This is a genomic window from Thalassoroseus sp., from assembly GCF_984380535.1.
In genome coordinates this window covers 1-19659 of record NZ_CFHRBF010000020.1, presented here as the reverse complement: position 1 = coordinate 19659, position 19659 = coordinate 1, and the positions used below count along the sequence as shown (strand labels likewise).

At 56.3% G+C, this 19659-nt stretch carries 12 protein-coding genes; 6 read left to right on the top strand and 6 right to left on the bottom strand.

The features are described from left to right. Positions 1-40: 40 nt before the first annotated feature. The 4 genes from AC5DDB_RS24410 to AC5DDB_RS24395 form a co-directional block, all read right to left on the bottom strand. The gene (locus AC5DDB_RS24410; RefSeq protein ID WP_491742370.1) at positions 41-505 is read right to left on the bottom strand and encodes a hypothetical protein; all 465 of its coding nucleotides are present in this window, start codon (positions 503-505) and stop codon (positions 41-43) included. A 306-nt stretch (positions 506-811) separates the two neighbouring features. Next, complete coding sequence (locus AC5DDB_RS24405; protein ID WP_491742369.1) at positions 812-9433, bottom strand: beta strand repeat-containing protein; 8622 nt, start codon at positions 9431-9433, stop codon at positions 812-814. A gap of 360 nt (positions 9434-9793) precedes the next feature. Next, complete coding sequence (locus tag AC5DDB_RS24400; RefSeq protein ID WP_491742368.1) at positions 9794-10219, bottom strand: DUF983 domain-containing protein; 426 nt, start codon at positions 10217-10219, stop codon at positions 9794-9796. A gap of 77 nt (positions 10220-10296) precedes the next feature. Next, complete coding sequence (locus AC5DDB_RS24395) at positions 10297-10770, bottom strand: hypothetical protein (protein WP_491742367.1); 474 nt, start codon at positions 10768-10770, stop codon at positions 10297-10299. A gap of 209 nt (positions 10771-10979) precedes the next feature. Here AC5DDB_RS24395 and AC5DDB_RS24390 point away from each other — a divergent pair, with 209 nt between their 5' ends. The 5 genes from AC5DDB_RS24390 (at position 10980) to AC5DDB_RS24370 (ending at position 16412) form a co-directional block, all read left to right on the top strand. Next, positions 10980-11801 (top strand): phosphoribosylformylglycinamidine synthase subunit PurQ, encoded by an 822-nt coding sequence (locus AC5DDB_RS24390; RefSeq protein ID WP_491742366.1) that lies wholly within the window; start codon positions 10980-10982, stop codon positions 11799-11801. 96 nt (positions 11802-11897) lie between these two features. Then, positions 11898-12839, top strand: a complete 942-nt coding sequence (locus AC5DDB_RS24385) for a DUF6263 family protein (RefSeq protein WP_491742365.1) — start codon at positions 11898-11900, stop codon at positions 12837-12839. 95 nt (positions 12840-12934) lie between these two features. Further along, positions 12935-14302 (top strand): sulfatase family protein, encoded by a 1368-nt coding sequence (locus AC5DDB_RS24380; protein WP_491742364.1) that lies wholly within the window; start codon positions 12935-12937, stop codon positions 14300-14302. 93 nt (positions 14303-14395) lie between these two features. Then, complete coding sequence (locus AC5DDB_RS24375) at positions 14396-15832, top strand: sulfatase family protein (RefSeq protein ID WP_491742485.1); 1437 nt, start codon at positions 14396-14398, stop codon at positions 15830-15832. Positions 15833-15836: 4 nt separating this feature from the next. Further along, entirely contained in the window at positions 15837-16412 is a 576-nt protein-coding gene (locus AC5DDB_RS24370) for a DUF1990 domain-containing protein (RefSeq protein ID WP_491742363.1), read from the top strand. Positions 16413-16437: 25 nt separating this feature from the next. Here the strand turns inward: AC5DDB_RS24370 and AC5DDB_RS24365 are convergent, their stop codons facing one another. Together AC5DDB_RS24365 and AC5DDB_RS24360 are read right to left on the bottom strand one after the other, a co-directional pair. Beyond that, entirely contained in the window at positions 16438-17793 is a 1356-nt protein-coding gene (locus tag AC5DDB_RS24365) for a glycosyltransferase family 87 protein (protein WP_491742362.1), read from the bottom strand. A gap of 93 nt (positions 17794-17886) precedes the next feature. After that, the gene (locus AC5DDB_RS24360) at positions 17887-18540 is read right to left on the bottom strand and encodes a hypothetical protein (RefSeq protein WP_491742361.1); all 654 of its coding nucleotides are present in this window, start codon (positions 18538-18540) and stop codon (positions 17887-17889) included. Positions 18541-18719: 179 nt separating this feature from the next. Between AC5DDB_RS24360 and AC5DDB_RS24355 the strand changes: the two genes are divergently transcribed. Next, complete coding sequence (locus AC5DDB_RS24355; RefSeq protein ID WP_491742360.1) at positions 18720-19502, top strand: SDR family NAD(P)-dependent oxidoreductase; 783 nt, start codon at positions 18720-18722, stop codon at positions 19500-19502. Positions 19503-19659: the final 157 nt, after the last annotated feature.

Below are 19659 nucleotides of genomic sequence, written 5' to 3'. Positions count from 1 at the left end.
GGCGGCCAAACACAAACCCGTACGAGAGAAATTGCCGAGTTCATCGGTCGGTTGCGTCTTCAAAATAGCTGAGCACCTTCTCCAACGGCACGCCCCACAAATCTGCCAAGAGCAACGGGCCGCCGACACCAAGTTTGTTCAGAATGTTCGCTGGTACATCGAGTGCAATCGCCAACTGCGTTTGCCAATCCGAAGGCCAACCAATGAACTGGCGTTGCGCTGCGGAATGATCGTATCGCCGTCGTCGATGCGACGTCATGGCTTCGAACGCATTCACGCGAGAATCTTCCGTGATCGCCCCGTCTTCGATGTCGAGTCGTATGAAATACACCACGATCGGCAACAGATCGGGATCGGACAAAACCGTGATCAATCGGAGCGTTTCCCCGATCGGTATTCCCAATTCGGCAGCGGTGCAGTCTCCGTGCCAAAGTGCTTCGACCAATCGCCGACTACCGCGACGCAATTGCCCTGCCCGATCGACTACAAAGTAGGAAAGTTTCATGCCATTGCGCATCTTTCCAATTTCACTCGACCCACGGAACCAAACGTCGCCCACTCGGTATAGGCTGAGTATACCGAAATCGACCGGATGATGCCGAATGAATTCGAGGTTCTCAAGAAATGCCGTGAGCACGCACGAAAAAATGCGTGAAAAGTCTTGCAAACTCTCCACGCATGTCAATGAAAAATCGATCAATAGGTTTCGAAGAGACTGAGTTGTGATTTTCTGCATTCATGGTGGCCGCGAAGGAGTTACCCGATGCGACCCCCATGAACTAGAAACCACGATGTTCAATCGTCATTCGTGTTAGACGACGAAGTCGGTAAAGACGAGGCGATTCTTGCCGGTGATCGGATCCCAGAAGAACAGGCCATCGGTGATGGCAGTGCTTGGGGTTTCGATCGTCACAGGACTCAACTGCGGGAAGTCGCCGTTGATCAGTCCGGTGGCTACCGGGGAATCGTTCAGAGTGTAACTGGACCCATCTCCGTCGTTGACAAACAGTCGGTTCCGACCACTCGTGAAATCGCGTGCAAAGACATCGATCAAGGTATCGCCGTCGACATCGGCAATCACGATTTGCGAGAAGTCGTTGCCGTTAAGGGCGTTTTGAGCGATGACATTGGTGAAGACCATGTCTTGAGCCGATTCCACCCCGGAAGTGACCACGCTGAAGGTGACCAGTCGGTTCCTCCCGCTATTGAGATTGACGAAGAACAAATCCATGACGCCGTTGTTATCGAAGTCCCCAAGTTTGACGTCTTCGAAATCGTTGCCGTTAATCGCCGTGACGTTGATCACATTCGTCTGAACTTCGCCAACTTCCGTATCGGCCGCTGGTGTCACTGGGGTGAGATGCACGAGGCGGTTGCGTCCGGTCGTCGGATTCCAGAAGAACAAGTCATCGGCGCCGCCGTCGTCCAAGTCACCGGCGACAACTTCTGAGAAATCGTTACCGTTGATCGCGGTCTGCGGAACCACGTTGTCTTCGATGACACCGGTGATCGTTAACGGCGTTGTCACGTTGTCAACGTCAAAGTGAACCAGCCGGTTCTTGCCTGAGACGGGATCCCAGAAGAACAAATCGTCATTCGGATCGCCATCGAAATCACCGGAAACGAGTTGCGAGAAGTCGTTGCCGTTGATGGCGGCTGGCGTGATGGGATTCGTGATGATTGTGCCATCGCTAAGAACGATTCGGTTCTCGCCGGAGATTGGGTCCCAGAAGAACAAGTCATCGTTGCCGTCACCACCGGTCACCAATTGCACGCCATCGAAATCACCTTCGACCACCCGCGTGTATGGGCCGTTGATTGCAAGAGGATCAATAAACGGTTCATCGAATGCGTCGAGCAGGTCACCGGGATCGCCGAAAAGGCTTTCCAATGCACCGATGTCGACACTTCCGCCCAGCACTCGTGGGAAGCCGATTCCGCGTTGGTCGGTCGCGGAATTCACGAAGGAATTGCTACCGGTATTGACCGCGGGGCTATTCATCACCAATGCGTGCGTGAAGGTTGGTCCGCCGTTGTTGGCCAGAGTCGTGTCGAGCACTGTCGCCAACCCGCCAGTGATTCCGACGATGTTATTGTTGTTGCCGTTCGTGATGCCGGAAGTCCCTGCATCCCCAATCAAGTTATTGGCACTAGCGGCGTTGACGGCCCCATCGAGATCGTCATCCGCTCCGCTACCGATTGTGTTGCCTGCGACAATCGTATTATTCAACGTTGTCGTTGCGGTGGCCTCGGTGAAGATACCACCGCCGGTGCCCATCGCATTGTCGTCAAAGTCGGCGATGTTGAGCACGATGGTGGCGTTGGTGATCGTCACTGTGCCGTTGGCATTGTTGAAGATACCCCCGCCGCTGCCATCGGTGTCGTTCCCGGAGATCGTGCTGTTGCCGATCGTAGTTGTGGCAGCGAGTGCGGCCCCCCCGTTGTGAATCGCCCCACCGGACGTAAACCCTGTGTTCCCACTCAGCGTGCTACAGTTGACGATGAGCGTTCCGTTCTGGTTGTAGATCCCGCCGCCTTCGTCATCGGCGGAGTTGCTTTCGACGGTGGTTGTTTCGACCGTCAATGTTCCGGTGCCGATCCACAAACCACCACCATCGGCCGCAGCATCGTTGCCGAAGACCGTGCTTTCGCGGAGCGTCACATTGGCGGACGCTGCGTGCAAGCCGCCCCCACTACCGGGATTCGGTGTCCCGGAAGTAAGATCGTTGTTGATCAGTTGAACGCCGGTCAGGGTGACGGTTCCAGCGATGACTTCGATCCCACCCCCAGCACGGTTGGCCGTGTTGAAAGTGATCATCGTGTTGTCGATCGTGACGGTACCATCCGTCGAGAGAATCCCACCACCACTGCCGGCGGTGCCATCAGCGTCGTTGAACTGGATTGTCGCGTCATCGATATCCAAAGTTCCGCCGTTATTGAAGATCCCTCCACCGCCCTCGTCGGCAGCATCGCCACTTGCGATGTTGTTAGCGATCATGGTTCCGTTCTGGACGATCAGAGTCGCCCCGATGTTGTTCCACAGACCGCCACCTTCAGACCCGGCGGTGTTGCCGGAGACCGAACCACCGGAGATGGTCACTGTCGTTGGCGTGGTCATGCCCATGTTACCGTCGCCGGTAATATGCAAGCCGCCCCCGTTGCCAGGATTCGACAGCAATCCGTTGCCGGTCAAGTCATCGTCGGAAACATCATTGCCGTCCAGCGTGACGTCGGTCAGCGTGACCGTCCCAGTGACGATTTCGATCCCGCCACCGGCTCGGACAGCTTCGTTACCGCTGATCTCGGTATTCGAAATTGTCACCGTGCCGTCGACAGAGAAGATCCCACCACCGCTGCCGGCTGCACCATCGGCGATGTTTCCGGAGATCGTCCCTCCGGTGATCGTCAACGTACCACCATCGTTGAAGATCCCGCCACCACCATTGGTCGCGTCGTCACCGCTGGCGACGTTACTCGAGATGGTCGTCGCCATGCTCATTGCGGCGATCGGAACCGGTTCGCCGAAGATGAAATCGTCCATGACGACCAAGTCTTCGGTGCCGCCCTGGGTGATGTCATCGTTGCCCATCGCCAGGTTTCCGTTGCCCGAAGTAATTCGGACCGAAGCCACGACGGGTGCATCGAAGGTGAGGCCGGTGAACGATAGACTTCCATCACCTGCGGTCGCCAACACCATTCGAGTGTCCAGCACATTGCCATCGACATCGAGATACTCGATCATCGTGGAATCAGCGAGATCGACATCCGAGAAGACCGCTCCGAAGCCAGTTACTGCGGCTGGAATGTCGGTTCCGGGAATGAAGAAGTTGATCGTGACAACATTACTGCCAATCGGCGTAAACAGACGCTCAGCAGAGAATGCGGAGAAGTCGGTCGTGTAGTTGGTGTTGATATTGCCGAACTCAACCTCGGTTCCACTGGCGTTGGTCGCACTGAGTTGGAACCCGGTACCCGGCGTGGTGAATTCGACACCGCGGGCTCTTGGGGAGAAGTTCGCGTTGAAGAAGTCACCCGGGAAGGAGTTGGGTGCTGAGACACCATCCGGGGCGGCGTCCCAGTTGATTTGCCGTCGACCGGGATTTTGTGACCCCGGTGTGTTGGAATTCAGCGTTCCCAAGTCGGTTCGGAATTGATCGACGGTCGCGGTGATACTTGCAGCATCGGCACCGGTTGCTTCGCGAATCGTCGAGACGGCACCGGTGACGACGTTGCCACCCACGGTCAGCGTGCCGGTTGCAGAGTTCCACAGACCACCACCTTCGGATTCCGCGGTGTTCCCAGTGACTGTCCCGCCGATCACATTGACGGTCGCGTCTGCGGTGACGTGCAAACCGCCACCGTTGCCGGGAGCGGCGACGGCGATGGATCCACCTGCGACCGAGACGTCGTTGTTCGACAAGCCGGTATTGGAGATGTTCACCAGACCCGAGACGACTTCGATTCCGCCACCGGCTCGGACGGCTTCGTTGCCGTCGATCGTGGCGTTCGCAATGGTCACCGAACCACCGACCGAGAGAATCCCACCACCACTACCGGCCGTTAGACCCATCCCGGACGCACCGTCCGCGATGTTGTTTGTGATCTCCACCGTCGCGGTGGTGCCGTTGACGATCAACGTTCCACCGTTGTTGAAAATACCACCGCCCCCTTGGAGGATCGAAGTGTCACCCGAGGCATCAGCATTCCCGCTGGCGGTGTTGCCGTCGATGATCGTGCCGTTTTGGACGATCATTGTTCCGGTTGCAGAGTTCCACAGACCGCCACCCTCGGCGGCCGCATTATTGTTGGCCATGGAACCGCCATCGATCACCACGAGTGCATCCGCGGTGACATGCAGACCACCACCGTTGCCGGGAGCTGGTGTGCCAGCGTTTCCGGCGACATCGTTCATTTCGATTGTGGTGTCAAAGATTGCAACGTCGCCCGCGATGATTTCAATCCCACCACCAGCGCGATTCGCGTTGTTGCCTGAAATCAGGGCATTATCGATGGTGACTTCGCCACCAATGCTCATGATCCCACCACCACTCCCATTGGCACCGGTCGCATCGTTACCGGTGATTTCAACGGCCGTCATCGTGCCATCGATCGTCAGCGTTCCGCCGTCATTGAAGATCCCGCCTCCCCCTTGGAAGAGTGTCGGGTCAGTCGATCCGTCGGCTGCACCTTCGGCGAGGTTGCCATCAATGATCGTGCCGTTTTGGATGATCAGAGTTCCTGTGCTGGAATTCCACAGCCCACCGCCTTCGGCGGCGGCTTCGTTCCCGGTGACCGAGCCACCGTCAATTGTGACAGTCGCCGCACCAGTGATGTGCAAGCCGCCCCCGTTACCGGGATTTGGAGTCGTTGCGGTTAAGCCCAACCCATTGACGTCATTGTTGATCAAGTTAACGTCGGTCAGGGTCGCTGTCCCGCCGCTTTGTTCGATTCCACCACCGGCGCGGTTGGCACTGTTCAAACTGATAGTCGTTGTGTCGACCGTTACAGTTCCACCGAGACTGAGAATCCCACCCCCACTACCGGAGGTTCCATCGGCTTCGTTGAACGAGATCGTCGCATTGTCGATATCGAGCGTACCGCCGTTGTTGAAGATCCCACCACCGCCGTCATCGGCGGCATCGCCACTGGCGAGATTGTTGGAAATCGACGTGCCGTCAATGGTCATGGTGCCGGAACCGTTCCACAACCCGCCACCTTCAAGAGCGGCGACGTTGCCATCCACGAGGCCACCAGCGATGTTGACATCTCCATCACCGGTCACGTGCAAACCGCCACCGTTTCCGGGAGCGGCGACGGGCGTGGTACCGACCGGAGCCATGATGTCCACACCAGCACTGTTGTTTAGCAGGGAGACGTCAGTCAAAGTCGTCGTCGTTCCGGCAGTGCTCTCGATCCCACCACCAGCGCGGTTGGCGACGTTGCTGCTAATCTCCGCATCAGTGATCGTTATGGTTCCCATGGCATCGTTCAAGATCCCACCGCCGCTGCCACTGGTTCCGTCGGCGGCGTTGTTGGAGATCGTCGTGGTGGCACCGGTGATGATCACGGTACCGCCGGCGTTGAAGATCCCACCCCCACCGTTGTCGGCGTCGTTACCGCTCGCAACGTTGCTATCGATGACAGTTCCGTTTTGGATGGTCATCGTGCCAGTGCCGTTCCAGAGGCCACCGCCTTCGGAAGCGGCAACGTTATTGGAGACGGTTCCACCGTCGATGGTGACATCGCCATCACCAGTGACGTGCAAACCGCCACCGTTGCCAGGGTTGGCGACGGGCGTGCTGCCGACCATTGACATGATGTCCACGCCTGCACTATTGCCATCGAGAGTCACGCTGGTGAGCATTGTCATCGTGCCGGCCGTCGCTTCGATCCCGCCACCAGCACGGTTCGCGACGTTACTCATGATGGTCGCGTCGTTGATACTGAGGGTTCCCATCGCGTCATTGAAGATCCCGCCACCGCTGCCGCTGGTTCCGTCGGCGGAGTTGTTGGAGATCGTCACCGTCGCCATCGAACCGTCGATGGTCAATGTTCCACCGGCGTTAAAGATCCCGCCCCCACCGTTGGTCGCGTCGTCACCGCTCGCGGTATTGGCGGTAATGCCAGTGTTGTTTTGAATGGTGGCTACCGTGCCGGCGGAGAACCACAACCCGCCCCCTTCGGAAGCGGCCGCGTTATCCTGCACGAGGGAGTCGTCAACCGTCAGGTTGGCGATGTCACCGGTGGTGTGCAGACCGCCTCCGTTCCCCGGACCGGCACCAGTCCCGGTTGCCGAGTTACCGGTCAACATGATCGAAGTCAGAGTGACCGTGTCCGCTTCGACAATTTCGATCCCACCACCGGCACGGGTCGCGGTGTTGTCGCTGATGGTCACGCTGGTGATGTCGATCGTGGCCATGCTACCGCCGATCGCCAGAATCCCACCGCCGGAACCGAAGTCGGCTCCAGTCGCCATATTGTTGGAGATCGTGATCCCGTTCGTACTGCCGTCGAGGATCAAGTCGCCGCCGTCACTGAAGATCCCGCCGCCGCCTTGCAGATCGGCGGCCGAAGAGGCTGAGGGATCGGCGTTGCCGAAGGCGGTATTGGAATCGATCAGGATCGAACTGAGGGTGTCATCGAGCGAGAGTGTACCGGTTGCGGAGTTCCACAAACCACCACCTTCCGCGGCGGAGTTGTTTTGGATTGTGCCTCCGCTAATAGTCACCAGGCCGTCGCCGGTGATGTGCAAACCACCGCCGTTGCCGGCTCCGTTGGTTGCAGCGTCGCCACCGATGCCGAGAGCCATGTTCCCATCAGAGGCCGTCGCGCCACCCAGTGTGACGTTGGTCAGTGTGACGTCCGTACCGCCAGTGGTTTCGATCCCGCCGCCGGCACGGTTCGCGGTGTTGCCACTGATGGTGGCGGTGTCGATATCGACAATCCCCATCGCATCGTTGAGAATCCCGCCCCCGCTCCCGGCATTACCATCGGCGGTGTTGTTGGTGATCTCGACGGCCGCCATCGTGCCATCGATGTTCAGCGTGCCACCGGCGTTGAAGATCCCACCACCGCCGTTGTCGGCATCTGCGCCGCTGGCGGTGTTACTATCAATGACGGTTCCGTTCTGAATGGTCATCGTGCCGGTGCCGTTCCAGAGACCACCCCCCTCGGATGCGGCCACGTTATTACTGAACGATCCGCCGTCAATGGTAATGTCTCCGGGGCCGGTGATGTGCAAGCCACCGCCGTTGCCGGGATTCGCGACCGGTGTGGTTCCGACCGGAGCCGAAATGTCGACGCCGGCGCTGTTGCCATCGACTGTGACGTTCGTCAGCAAGGTCGTGGTCGTGGCACCGGAGTTGTCTTCGATCCCACCACCGGCTCGGTTGGCGACGTTGCCGGTGATCATTACTGCCGCCGCGGTTCCATCGATGACTAAAGTCGCACCGTCGTCGACGAAGATCCCACCACCACTCCCGGATGTTCCATCGGCGGCGTTGTTGGAGATCGTAATGCCATTCGTGGTTGGAGCGATCGTGAGTGTCGCAGTGCCGGCTTGTTGAAAGATCCCGCCACCACCTTGATCAGCGTCATCACCGCTGGCGGTGTTGCTGTCGATCAGAATGGCCGCCAGCGTGTCATTAAGCGTCATCGTGCCGGCGCCGGAATTCCACAAGGCACCACCTTCTTCACCGGCCGTGTTGTTTTGGAAGGTCCCGCCGTCGATGGTCACAAAAGCCGCACCGCTTTGGTGAATTGCACCCCCGTTGACGTCGGCATTGTTGCCATCGGCGGGCGTCGTGCCACCGAAGTCGACATCATTTAGTGTGAGAACGGCCGCACTGCCGCTGTTCTCGATCGCACCACCGGCTCGCCCCGCGGAGTTCCCGGTGAAGGTGGTCGTGCCGCCACCCATCGAGTCATCGATAATCATCGTACCTTGGTTGAGAATCGCCCCCCCATCGGCCAACTGATCGACCGTGCCGTCATCGTTGGAATCGCCCGCGAGGTTGTTGGTGAACGTGGAGTTTGTGATCGTCACTCCGCCGACAACATTGTTGTTCAGAATTGCCCCACCACCGGAACCGGCGACACCCCCGACTGCAACGTTCGAGTCAAATGTGCTGGCAGAAATGACAGTCCCGCCGAACGAACCGTCCAACAAGATGGCTCCACCACCATGAGCGGCCATATTGCCTTGGGCGACGTTACCCATGAACATACTGTCCAAAACAACCAGCGTGTTAGCTGCAGCGTTCGTGCTAGAGTTGGCAATTGCGCCACCGGAATCGGTCGCGGTGTTGTCGGTGAAAGTGACCGTATCGACAGTGACTGTACTTTCAATTATCGCGCCGGTTTGAATGAGAATGGCACCGCCAGTCGCCGCGTTCCCACCGGTCAACGTGAGATTAGAGATTCCCACATCGTTTACCGTGCCGGCTGCAACGACATTGACGTCAAAGATGCCGGACGTGTCATTACCGTCGATGGTGATGTTGTTCATCTCACCGTCGATCGTAACGTCGTCGGTGATTTCCATCACACCGAGCGACAAGACAATCGTACCACCCGCCAGACCAGGCGCAAACACGATGGTATCACCGTCGGCCTCGCCCTGATCGTCACCAACACCGGCACCACCTGCACCGCCGACCGTTTCGTTGGCGAGTCGGATGGCTTCACGCAGCGAGAGATCATTTTCACCGCCGGCACCGTCGACATCGGTGGCCGCTCCCATGCCGAAGTCGTCTTCATCGTCGAGCGTGGTGACTACGAACTGTGTGAGCAGGGTTCGATCTTCGAGCGTTTCCGTTGTTGCCGGTAAAACGGAGGTGCGTCGGGCTAAATGTCGTCGTGTGTGACGTGTCCGCTTGTTCCAAGGTAAACGAGCGTGATTGCGAAGGTCCGTGAGCCAGTCGAACGTGAGCATGGTGATTCCTTCAGTCAAAACATTCACTCGCCGATTGGCGAGAGGTGTGGGGAACGACGACAAGAGACGTGTCCGTTGTGAGTCATGACAAATTGGAAATTTGTTGATCTCGTCTGCTTGCCAGGAACATTGAAATTCGATTTGGTCGGCAGTTCAGAATTCGCAGTCTACCGGTTGGGTAAACTGTCGACCACCAAATAATCCCTAGAAACGAAAAAATCCCTATATTCACTCTTTCCGCTAAAGCACCAACTACGGATCCCTACTTACGTCGGGCCGTTGATGCGGAATTCGCGTGAAATACACGTCAAAAGACGATGACGATGCGAGAGCCGGTATCTCGAACTTTGTTTGGTTCGGTTACCGTTCGTGGGTTTCGGTGAGAGGTGTCGGGGAGTCCGACGAGTCTGGTGTCTCGGGATCACTGGGATCGAACACGATGTCCATGCCGAGCCAGAGCGCACGGGCATGCCGGAAAAACAGAACAGGGAAACCGAAGCAAAAGATCAGAAGCGGCCAGAGAAGCTGACCGCCCGGAATGCCCCATCCAAAACGCAGGGCGACGAAGGTAATCGTGGTGATTAAAGCGGTGAACGCGTAATTGACGTACGTGGATCCGAGAAAGTACCCGGGCGCTCGTTCATACCGTAAGTTGCAGTTGGGACACGCAGTGTTCATCCGAAACCAACCGGCGAACAATTTTCCCACGCCGCAACGCGGGCAACGCAGCCGGACGGCTCGAGGGATGGCCTCACCGATCGATATCTTCGCAGAAGACGAGTTCATGAGCGCGGCTTCGGTTTCCCGGTCGGGACGCGTGTCTGGCCACAGCGGGACATCATTTGTTCAATTCGGACAACCTGTTAAGGTTTCAACATCGGCTTGCCGTGGTGGAAACCATCGTGACAGTGATTGCACTGCCCGATCATCGCTTCGTACGCTTTGCGAGCGGTGGCGAAGTCTTTCTTGCGAGCAGCAGCGAACAATTCCCCACCGTGCTTGCGAACAGCTGTCGAGTACTTCTGCCAACTTTCGACGTCATCACTCTTATATGGTTTATGCAAGAGGAGCAAGTTGCCCCCCTCGGCCAAGACCAGCGAATTCGCTTTGATCGACTTCCAGCCGGTGTTGTTCTCGGGTTCTTCGGCCATGCTGGTGTGCAAGGCTTTGTACGCTGGTTCGAAGTAGTACTCCATAAACTCGTGCATGTTCGGCTCAACCGGTGCGAGATTCGACGAGTCCGCGGGAGCGTTCGGTTCGGCCGATTCCAAATTCGTCAGGAGACCGCCCAGACATGTCATCAATCCCAAAGCCAGAAGCCAAGATACTTTTCGCATTGAGTTTTCCTTGTCTTGCGTGTGTTTAAGAGGTGTATCGCTCACAGAACTAACATTCCTTGGCCGAAATTGCCACTCCGACGGAACCAGGAATTTTCGCGAGATGGGTCAGGCTGGAAGTCTGTCGGGCCGCCTTCTACGATGTCGTTTCGTAGATGTCCACGATTGTCGAAACTGAAACCGATTTCTCTGTCAACTTGCGATTTGTCATGCCCACTCCCACCGTTTGTGTTCTCCGCGCCCCTGGCACTAACTGCGACTTGGAAACGGCTTACGCATTCGAAATGTGGGGAGCAAAGGCCGAACGGGTCCATCTGTTCCGTGTCTTGGAACAACCGGAAACATTGATGGATTACCAGATTCTGTGTCTGCCCGGCGGATTCAGTTACGGTGATGACGTGGGAGCCGGCGTCGTTTTCTCCCGAAAACTGCGAACGCCATTGTCGGATGTGTTAGGTCGATTTCTCTCCGAAGACCGTTTGGTGCTTGGAATTTGCAACGGATTCCAAGTCTTGCTCAAAAGCGGGATACTCCCAACGGGCACCGAAACGTGGCCACCATCCACCACCGCACCCGCCACTCTGACCTGGAATGAAAACGGTCGTTACACCGCCTTGTGGGTCCATCTGCAAGTCGCAGCGAAGTCGAATGTTTTCTTGCGGAACATCGACGACATTGAACTCCCCATCGCCCACGCGGAAGGTCGCTTCGTGACCCGCAACGACTCCGACACTGGCTGGTTGGAACAACACACCGCATTGACCTACACCAACCCGCCAATCAAAAACTTAGAAATTTCGAGATCCGCGACCGAGGTTTTGCCGTTCCCTCAGAATCCAAACGGTTCGCTGGCTAACATCGCCGGTCTGAGTGATGCCACCGGACGAGTCTTAGGACTGATGCCCCACCCGGAGCGATTCATTCACAAGACTCAACATCCGAATTGGACCCGTCAACCGAATCGTGCAACCGACGAGGAGTTTGGTGCTGGAGCGAAAATCTTCCAGAACGCAGTCGAATATTTTCAGTGAAATTTCGACGAGATTCGTCAATAATCACAAATGTTCAACGAACTCCCTTCAAAAGGCAATTCCCTTCCCATCGCATCTCGGAAAGCGAGTCACATTATGAAGCGACTGATTCTCGGCGGACTGCTCACCTGTTTTCTCGGGGCCACGCAGTTTGCTCACGCAGCGGATCCGGTGCAACTTCGGTACAAGTTTACGCCTGGGAAAGTTGACACCTATCAAACGGTCAACAAGACCAAACAAGACATTTCCGTGTCCGGCCAGGAGCTGAGTAACACCATCGACATGACGATCACCGCCACTCGCGGAGTCGAAGGTCAAACCGATGATGGCAAGTACCGAGTGAAATCCACGAACAAGGGAATCAAAGTTCAGGGCGATTTTGGTCCTGCCGGGAAATACAAGTACGATTCCGAAGCGATCGAGCAGGATGGTGGTTCGGTATTGTCCGAGACGCTGAATCCGGTATTCGGTAGTCTTGCCAGTATCGAAGTGACTTTCACCGTCTCTGATCGGGGTGAAGTCGGGGAAGTCTCGGGATACGCCGAAGCCATGCAAGGAGTCCTACAAGGCCCCGCGGCTGCTGCGTTCACCGGAGGCGGCACCGACGAAGCGTTCAAATCGAGCGTATCCGATACGCTTCCAGAGCTTCCCAAAGATGCCGTCAAAGTGGGTGATTCTTGGACCATTCCATACGACCTCAACATGAAAGGTCTTGGGACCTTCAAAGGTAAGCGAACCTACACGCTCGACGAAGTCGCCGAAAAAGACGGTCACCAAGTTGCTACGATTTCGATGGAAATGGAGTTAGAAGGAGATATCGATATCAAGCAAGGTCCCGCGAAAGTCACCGGGAAATTTGAAATCACTGATTCCGATGCGAAATATTACCTCGACTTGGATACCGGTCGAATCACGTCTTCAGACTTGAAATTCACGCTGGATGGCAAACTCAATACCGACATCAACAACCAGACAATCGCGACCGACCTTTCACAAGAGCAGAACACATCCACCAAGCTCATCGAAACGGCTGAATAACAAACGCTCCCCCGAGCCTTTTGAAAATCGACACCCGGAACGTCATGATAGACGCTCCGGGTTTTTCGTTGCCGCGAACTGAAGGTGGATTTTCGATGCGCTCATTCTGTTGGTTGCTTGGTGTGCTGTCGATCTTCGATGGCCTGAACCCTGCTCGTGGCGACGACCACAAGGCTCGGCCGAACTTTGTCATCGTGTTGGCTGATGACATGACCTACACCGATCTCGGCTGCTTCGGCAACTCCGATGTGCAAACGCCGAACCTCGATCGGTTGGCGTCGCAAGGGATGAAACTGACGCGGTGTTTCTCTCCGGCTCCGATGTGTGCCCCAACTCGGTCCGCCCTTTACACCGGATTGTTCCCGGTGCGAAATGGTGCTCATCCTAATCACAGCCGCGTGCATGATAGTGTTCGCAGTTTGCCTCATTTTTTGAAGCCGTTGGGTTATCGTGTTGCCCTCGCCGGCAAACGACACATCAAACCGCAGGCATCGTTTCCGTTCGAATATCTCGGGAAAGGAAAGCAACTCGATTTCCCTGCCATCCGAGAGTTCATCAACCGCGACTCTTCGCAGCCGTTCTGTCTGGTGGTGACATCGAATCACCCCCATGAACCATGGTCGAACGGCGACGCAAGACAATACGACGCTGCGAAACTCACCGTCCCGCCGTATCTCGTCGACACCCGCGTGACTCGTCAGGCAATGACGAAATACTATGCTGAGGTCACAGCATTCGATCAACAAGTTGGCCGAGTGCTCAAACTTCTCGATCAAACCAAGAAGGCCGAGAATACGTTGGTCAGTGTGTTCACCGAACAAGGATCGAGTTTCCCCCATTGCAAATGGACTTGTTACGACACCGGCTTACAAGCGGCGGGAATCGTGCGTTGGCCGGGCATTGTGAAACCGAATTCCGAGTCGGCCGCGATGGTGCAGTATGTCGATGTCCCGCCGACTTTCATTGCCGCCGCAGGTGGCGATCCTTCGGAGTACGACTTCGATGGCATAAGTTTCCTACCCGTTCTCAAAGACGAAACCGAGACACATCGGGAATTCGTTTATGGAGTGCAAACGTCGAAAGGCATCATCGCCGGTCCCGATGCCTACGGCATTCGCTCGGTCCGCAGCGAACGTTACAAACTGATTTGGAACATCAATCACGAAACCGAGTTCCAGAACGTGGTGACGGCTCGACACCCTGTTTTTCAAGACTGGAAAACACAAGCTGCAAACAACAACAAACTCGCGTTGGAATATGTCAAAGCTTATCAAGATCGGCCGGAATACGAGTTTTACGATCTGTCGGCGGATCCGTATGAACTGAAGAACTTGGCTGGGTCCAAGGAATATCAAACCGAACAAAACCGCTTGCGTCGCGAACTCGAACGTTGGATGAAGCAACAAGGCGACGCCGGCCACGAAACCGAATTCGACGCGCTCAATCGACAAGGGCGAGAGTAGAAAAAACACCGCCCATACTCTTTGTGAAAATCAGGAACTATTCCTATGAGCGAGTCCACGCCAGCACACCGTCGACCGATGTGGCTTGGAGTGATGACATTGACCGTCTTGGCAATTTGTTGTCCTCACACCGCGAATGCGAAACCGCCAAACTTTATTGTGGTGTTTTGCGATAATCTCGGTTACGGCGATATCGAACCGTTCGGTTCCACGATTCACCGCACGCCAAACCTGAACCGCATGGCTCGGGAGGGTCGAAAGTTCACACACTTCTGTGTGACTGCCGGTGTTTGCACACCATCACGGGCCAGTCTGATGACGGGTTGCTACTCGCAGCGGATCGGCTTGCATACGAATCCACGAGACGGTTGGGTCCTGCGACCAGTCTCGCGTTACGGATTGAACCCCGACGAAAACACCATTGCCGAGGTGCTCAAACCGCAAGGATACGCAACGGCCATTGTCGGGAAATGGCATCTCGGAGATCAACCACCATTTCTGCCCACACGACAAGGGTTCGATTGGTTTTTTGGTGTGCCTTACTCCGACGACATGACCGAACGCGTGTGGGAGAAAGACGGTTCCCGTTGGCCGCCGTTACCGTTGATGGAAAATGAGACCGTCATCGAAGCGCCCTGCGATCGCAATGGCCTCACCAAACGCTATACCGAACGCGCGATGGAATGGATCGCCGAACACAAATATCAACCGTTCTTTCTGTACTTTCCCCAAGCAATGCCCGGCAGCACGAGCACACCGTTTTCAAGTGATGCATTTCGTGGAAAGAGCAACAATGGGCCTTGGGGTGATGCGATCGAGGAACTCGACTGGTCAATCGGTCAAATGCTTGACGGGCTCGTCGAACTGGGTATCGCGGAAGACACACTTGTGATCTGGACGTCCGACAACGGAGCGCCGATCAACCGCAATTTGGAGGACATCAGTCGCGGTTCGAATCGACCGTTACATGGCCGAGGTTACACAACAAGTGAAGGCGCCTTCCGCGTGCCGACTCTCGTGTGGCAACCCGGCGTCGTTCCAGCGGGCACCGTCTGTGATGAACTCGCCACCACGATGGATCTCCTCCCCACGTTCGCAACTCTCGCCGGCACCGCGCCACCACAAAACCGAAAGATCGATGGCCATGACATCACGGACCTGATTACCGGCGAGGACAACGCGGAATCCCCGTATGAAGCGTTTTACTACTATCAAGAAGAGCAACTGCAAGCGGTACGGTCCGGCCCATGGAAGTTGTTTCTGCCACTCGAAACATGGCGAAGCCATCCGCATTTCACGAAGAAACAGCCGGCGAAACCGCTGTTGTTCAACGTCACCACCGATGTCGCGTGTAAGCGGAATGTCGCAGACGAACATCCGGAAATTGTCGCCAAGCTTCAGAAGTACGCAGAGAACGCCCGACGGGAACTCGGCGATGTCGACCAATCGGGAACCGGTCAGCGACCACGGGGAGAAATCACCCAAGAAGATGTCCGCGCCATTCGACTTTCGCAAACCCCGAAGAACTAGTCTTATGTTTCGATGGCGAAAGCCGAGCGACGCCGATATTGCTCAGTTCATCACCAGTCAAGCACCGACCACGTGGAATTATCCGCAGGTCGGTGCGACTCGTGATCACGATCCGCCGGCGGGCTACATCGTCGATCATACGCGAGTCAAAATCGGCGAAGGCTTAGCGACTTTCCAACGGGGATGTCAAGCACTTCAGAGATGGAAACAGTTCGAACTGGGGTGGGTGTCGCTGTACCATACGGAATTTCCACCAGAACCAGGTCGCACGGTTGCCGTGTTAGCTCACTCGCTGGGAATGTGGATTCTCAATGCCACGCGAGTGGTGTATTTAGTCGAGGAAGAAACGCCGATCAAACGTTTCGGCTATGCCTATGGCACGCTCCCTCAGCATGTCGAATGCGGCGAAGAACGCTTCCAAGTCGACTGGGATCCGGCCACCAACGACGTCTACTACGATATCTTGGCGTACTCGCGACCGTCGCATATTCTCACGAAGATCGGCTTTCCTTATACCAGGTACAAGCAACGACAGTTCGCCCGCGACTCGGTCCAGGCTGTGAAGCGGGCGGTCTCGTGAGTTGATGCAACATCACCACCGGACATCACGGATTCACGCCGCATAGTCGGTTATCGATATCCAACTGCCGGTCCGCACTGGTGACTGTTTCATCGTTGCCAACATACGCACGAGCATGCCCGACCACGGCGGTCAATAACAGACCGAGCAAACAGAACGTCGGCAGATGATAGCTGTCGAGCAGGTATGTCCCCATTTTGCCGACAAACGTGCGGTTAAGAATCAGTACGGTGAACACATACGCTGCCAACAACACTCCACTGATACGTGGTAACGAGCGGTTCGCAAGTTGCCCCCGCAATAGCAAATACAGAATCGGCAGAACACCCACGCAATGTTGTCCCCATGTCAACGGGGAATACAACAGAATCATCACCGAGATCGCCGCCGCTTCCCAGAGCAACCGCGGATCATTCCGGTCGGTCGCCGCTCGTCGGAATTGCCAGAACACCCCACCTGCCAACGACAACATAATGAGCTTGATCGCCCATGCCGCTTGTTGGGGTGGCAGGTTCAAAAAATCCACGTACGCGGGGTGATCGATGCGGGCATCATGACCGGGCGGCAACGCGAACAGGTAACGTCCCAATGCCGGTTGAAGCGACATGTTCTGCAACGGTTCCTCGCCCAGCACACCTTGAGCCGGGTCCGTATTCGCTAACCCACGGGATGCATTTTGATACCACACCTGATGCACCAACGCGAAATTGTCCCACCCCATGATCAATGCCGGTGAAAGCATCAGCGCCGCTGTTACACCGATCGAACTAGCCACGATCTTCCACTGACGTTTCCAGGCGAACCACACAATGAACAACGCCGGCGTCATCTTCAATGCGACCGCCAACCCAAGACATCCACCACCAAGCACGTCGCGTTTCTTGGTCCATAGATAGAACGACAACCATGCGAGTGTGACGAGCGTGAGATTAATGCCACACTCCAGCACGTCTCGAATCAAAAATCTGGACGCCATCAACGTGGCCAATGTCATGACCCAAAACGATCGCTGTTCGTCCATCGGCCAATGACGATCCGCGAACTTGCCAAGTGTGCGTGCCAATCCCCAAAAAGCGAGCAGAAACAACGGTACCAACACCACCTGAGCGGCCCTGGTCGGCAGAATTGTAAGCGGCGCATGAGCCAATGCCCAAAACGGCAAATAAGGCAAATCGGTTCCGTGGTCGCCGTAGAGAAATTCGCCCGCGACCAATCGTCGACCGAACTCCCAGTGGAGTTTGAAGTCCCCGACTTCCTTGCTACCCACTCGCACCCACTGCACCGCAAACGCGATCAAGCCGAGAGTGATGACAACGGTCTTCCAACGCGCCGCCGCTTTCTCGGAGTGCAGACGGAGCGGCGTAACCAAACGGAGCGACATACGGGGAATCCTTACCTGCAATAAATGACCGTCATCCTACGGTCGCAAAACTTATCTCGAATTTGGCAGCGGAAGCATCGTCACCGAAGTCGCTTAACCTTCGGGATAGAACGGCGTGGAATTTTGATCGAAAGTCCCAGACTTGGATGGACTGGGTTTCTTGGCGGGATACACGGCTTCAATCACTGGTCGGGCCACGGATTGTTTACCGGTCTGCGTCGGTTGCCGTCCGCTGACTCGGGTCAGTTTAATCACGGTGGCATCGTCCTCGTTGCCGTGAAGCTTCAGAGTGACTTCATTCGGGGAATCGACGACGGCCACACCAACTAACGTGCCGTTCGCTGACATGCCGTTCAATTCGACGTTGAAGGCTATGCCCTTATGTTTTCGTGGTTCGAGCTTCAGTCGAACTTCAAAAGGGATACTCTGGCCAGTCGGGACGGTCAGACCCGTCAGTTGGTCCAAGCGAACGTGCTGACCGCTCTTCATGTCTTCGGGATCGGCAGTAAATGCGATCCAACCGCTATCCGTCGCTTTTCGGCTAACTGACTCCTCGCCAGTCAACGACACCTTACGGATTTCGTACGAGAAGAACCCCATCAGCCGTGTTTCAGGCGCAACCTCAACACGCACTTCCACATCCGCGGTCGACGTTTCCGCTGGTTCCGCAAACGCATCGAATGACATGGAACACAACAGAGCGACACTCAAACTCAAACCGGCTTTGACGAACTTTGGCAACAGCATCGGTCGATTTCCTCGTTCTTGCGGTCGTGAAGGCTTATGCCGAACCGGGAATCAATGCGAAAGCTAGGCGGAACGGGAAATGCTGTCAACGTGAGTTGGTCGGTCCCTGTTCGGGGGCCTGGAATCTCTTTATCATCGGGCGGAGAATTTGGCCATCGCCTGAACGAAGGAAACAGCAGATGCAGTTGGAAGGCAAGAACGCGTTAATCACCGGGGCGTCCAAAGGAATCGGTGGGGCCGTTGCCATTGAATTGGCCCGGCGAGGGGCGAACGTTGCAATCAACTACCGCTCCGACACGGAGGGAGCAAACGCCGTCGCTGAGGAAGTTCGAAGACTCGGCCGGAAAGCCCTGCTGCTCCAAGCGGATGTCTCCGATCAAGCGGCCGTCGAAGACATGGTGGCCCAAACGGTTTCCGAGTTCGGCTCATTAGACCGTTTCGTCTCGAACGCGGTATATTCTGACCGCGAACGCATGATCAAAGCCGACATGGAAGGCTTTCGTCGCACGATCGACGTGACCATGTGGGGCGCGTTTTACGGAGTGCGGGCAGCCTCTCAGCAGATGGTCAAGCAGGGCGGTGGCGGGGCGATTTGCGTCGTCAGTTCCCCGCACGCAGTCATCCCAATTCCCACCGCGATGGCCTACAACATGGCCAAAGCCGCAATCGATCATATGGCTCGCACGGCGGCGATCGAACTCACGCGGTATAAAATCAATGTCAATGTCGTGCATCCCGGTTGGATCGACACCCCCGGCGAACGCAAGTTCTTCAGCGAAGAACAGATCCAACAAGGCGCGAAAGGACTCCCCTGGGGACGCCTCGGCCAGCCCGAAGAAATCGCCAAAGCCGTCGCTTACGTGCTCAGCCCCGACGCCGAATACATGACCGGCAGCACCCTCACCATCGACGGCGGCGTCTCCCTCCCCTGGTGGAGCAACCGCGACGAAGGCGCGATGTGACGCGTGGGGTCGAGAGACTAGGGACTAGAGGCTAGTAACGTAGGCTGGGACAAGTCCCAGCTTTCTCTCACGTTATAACGCGACTGAAAGCTGGGTTACGCCTTGCTAACCCAGCCTTGTATCTTGCAAGCGACTATATTGGATCTTGGTTTTCGTG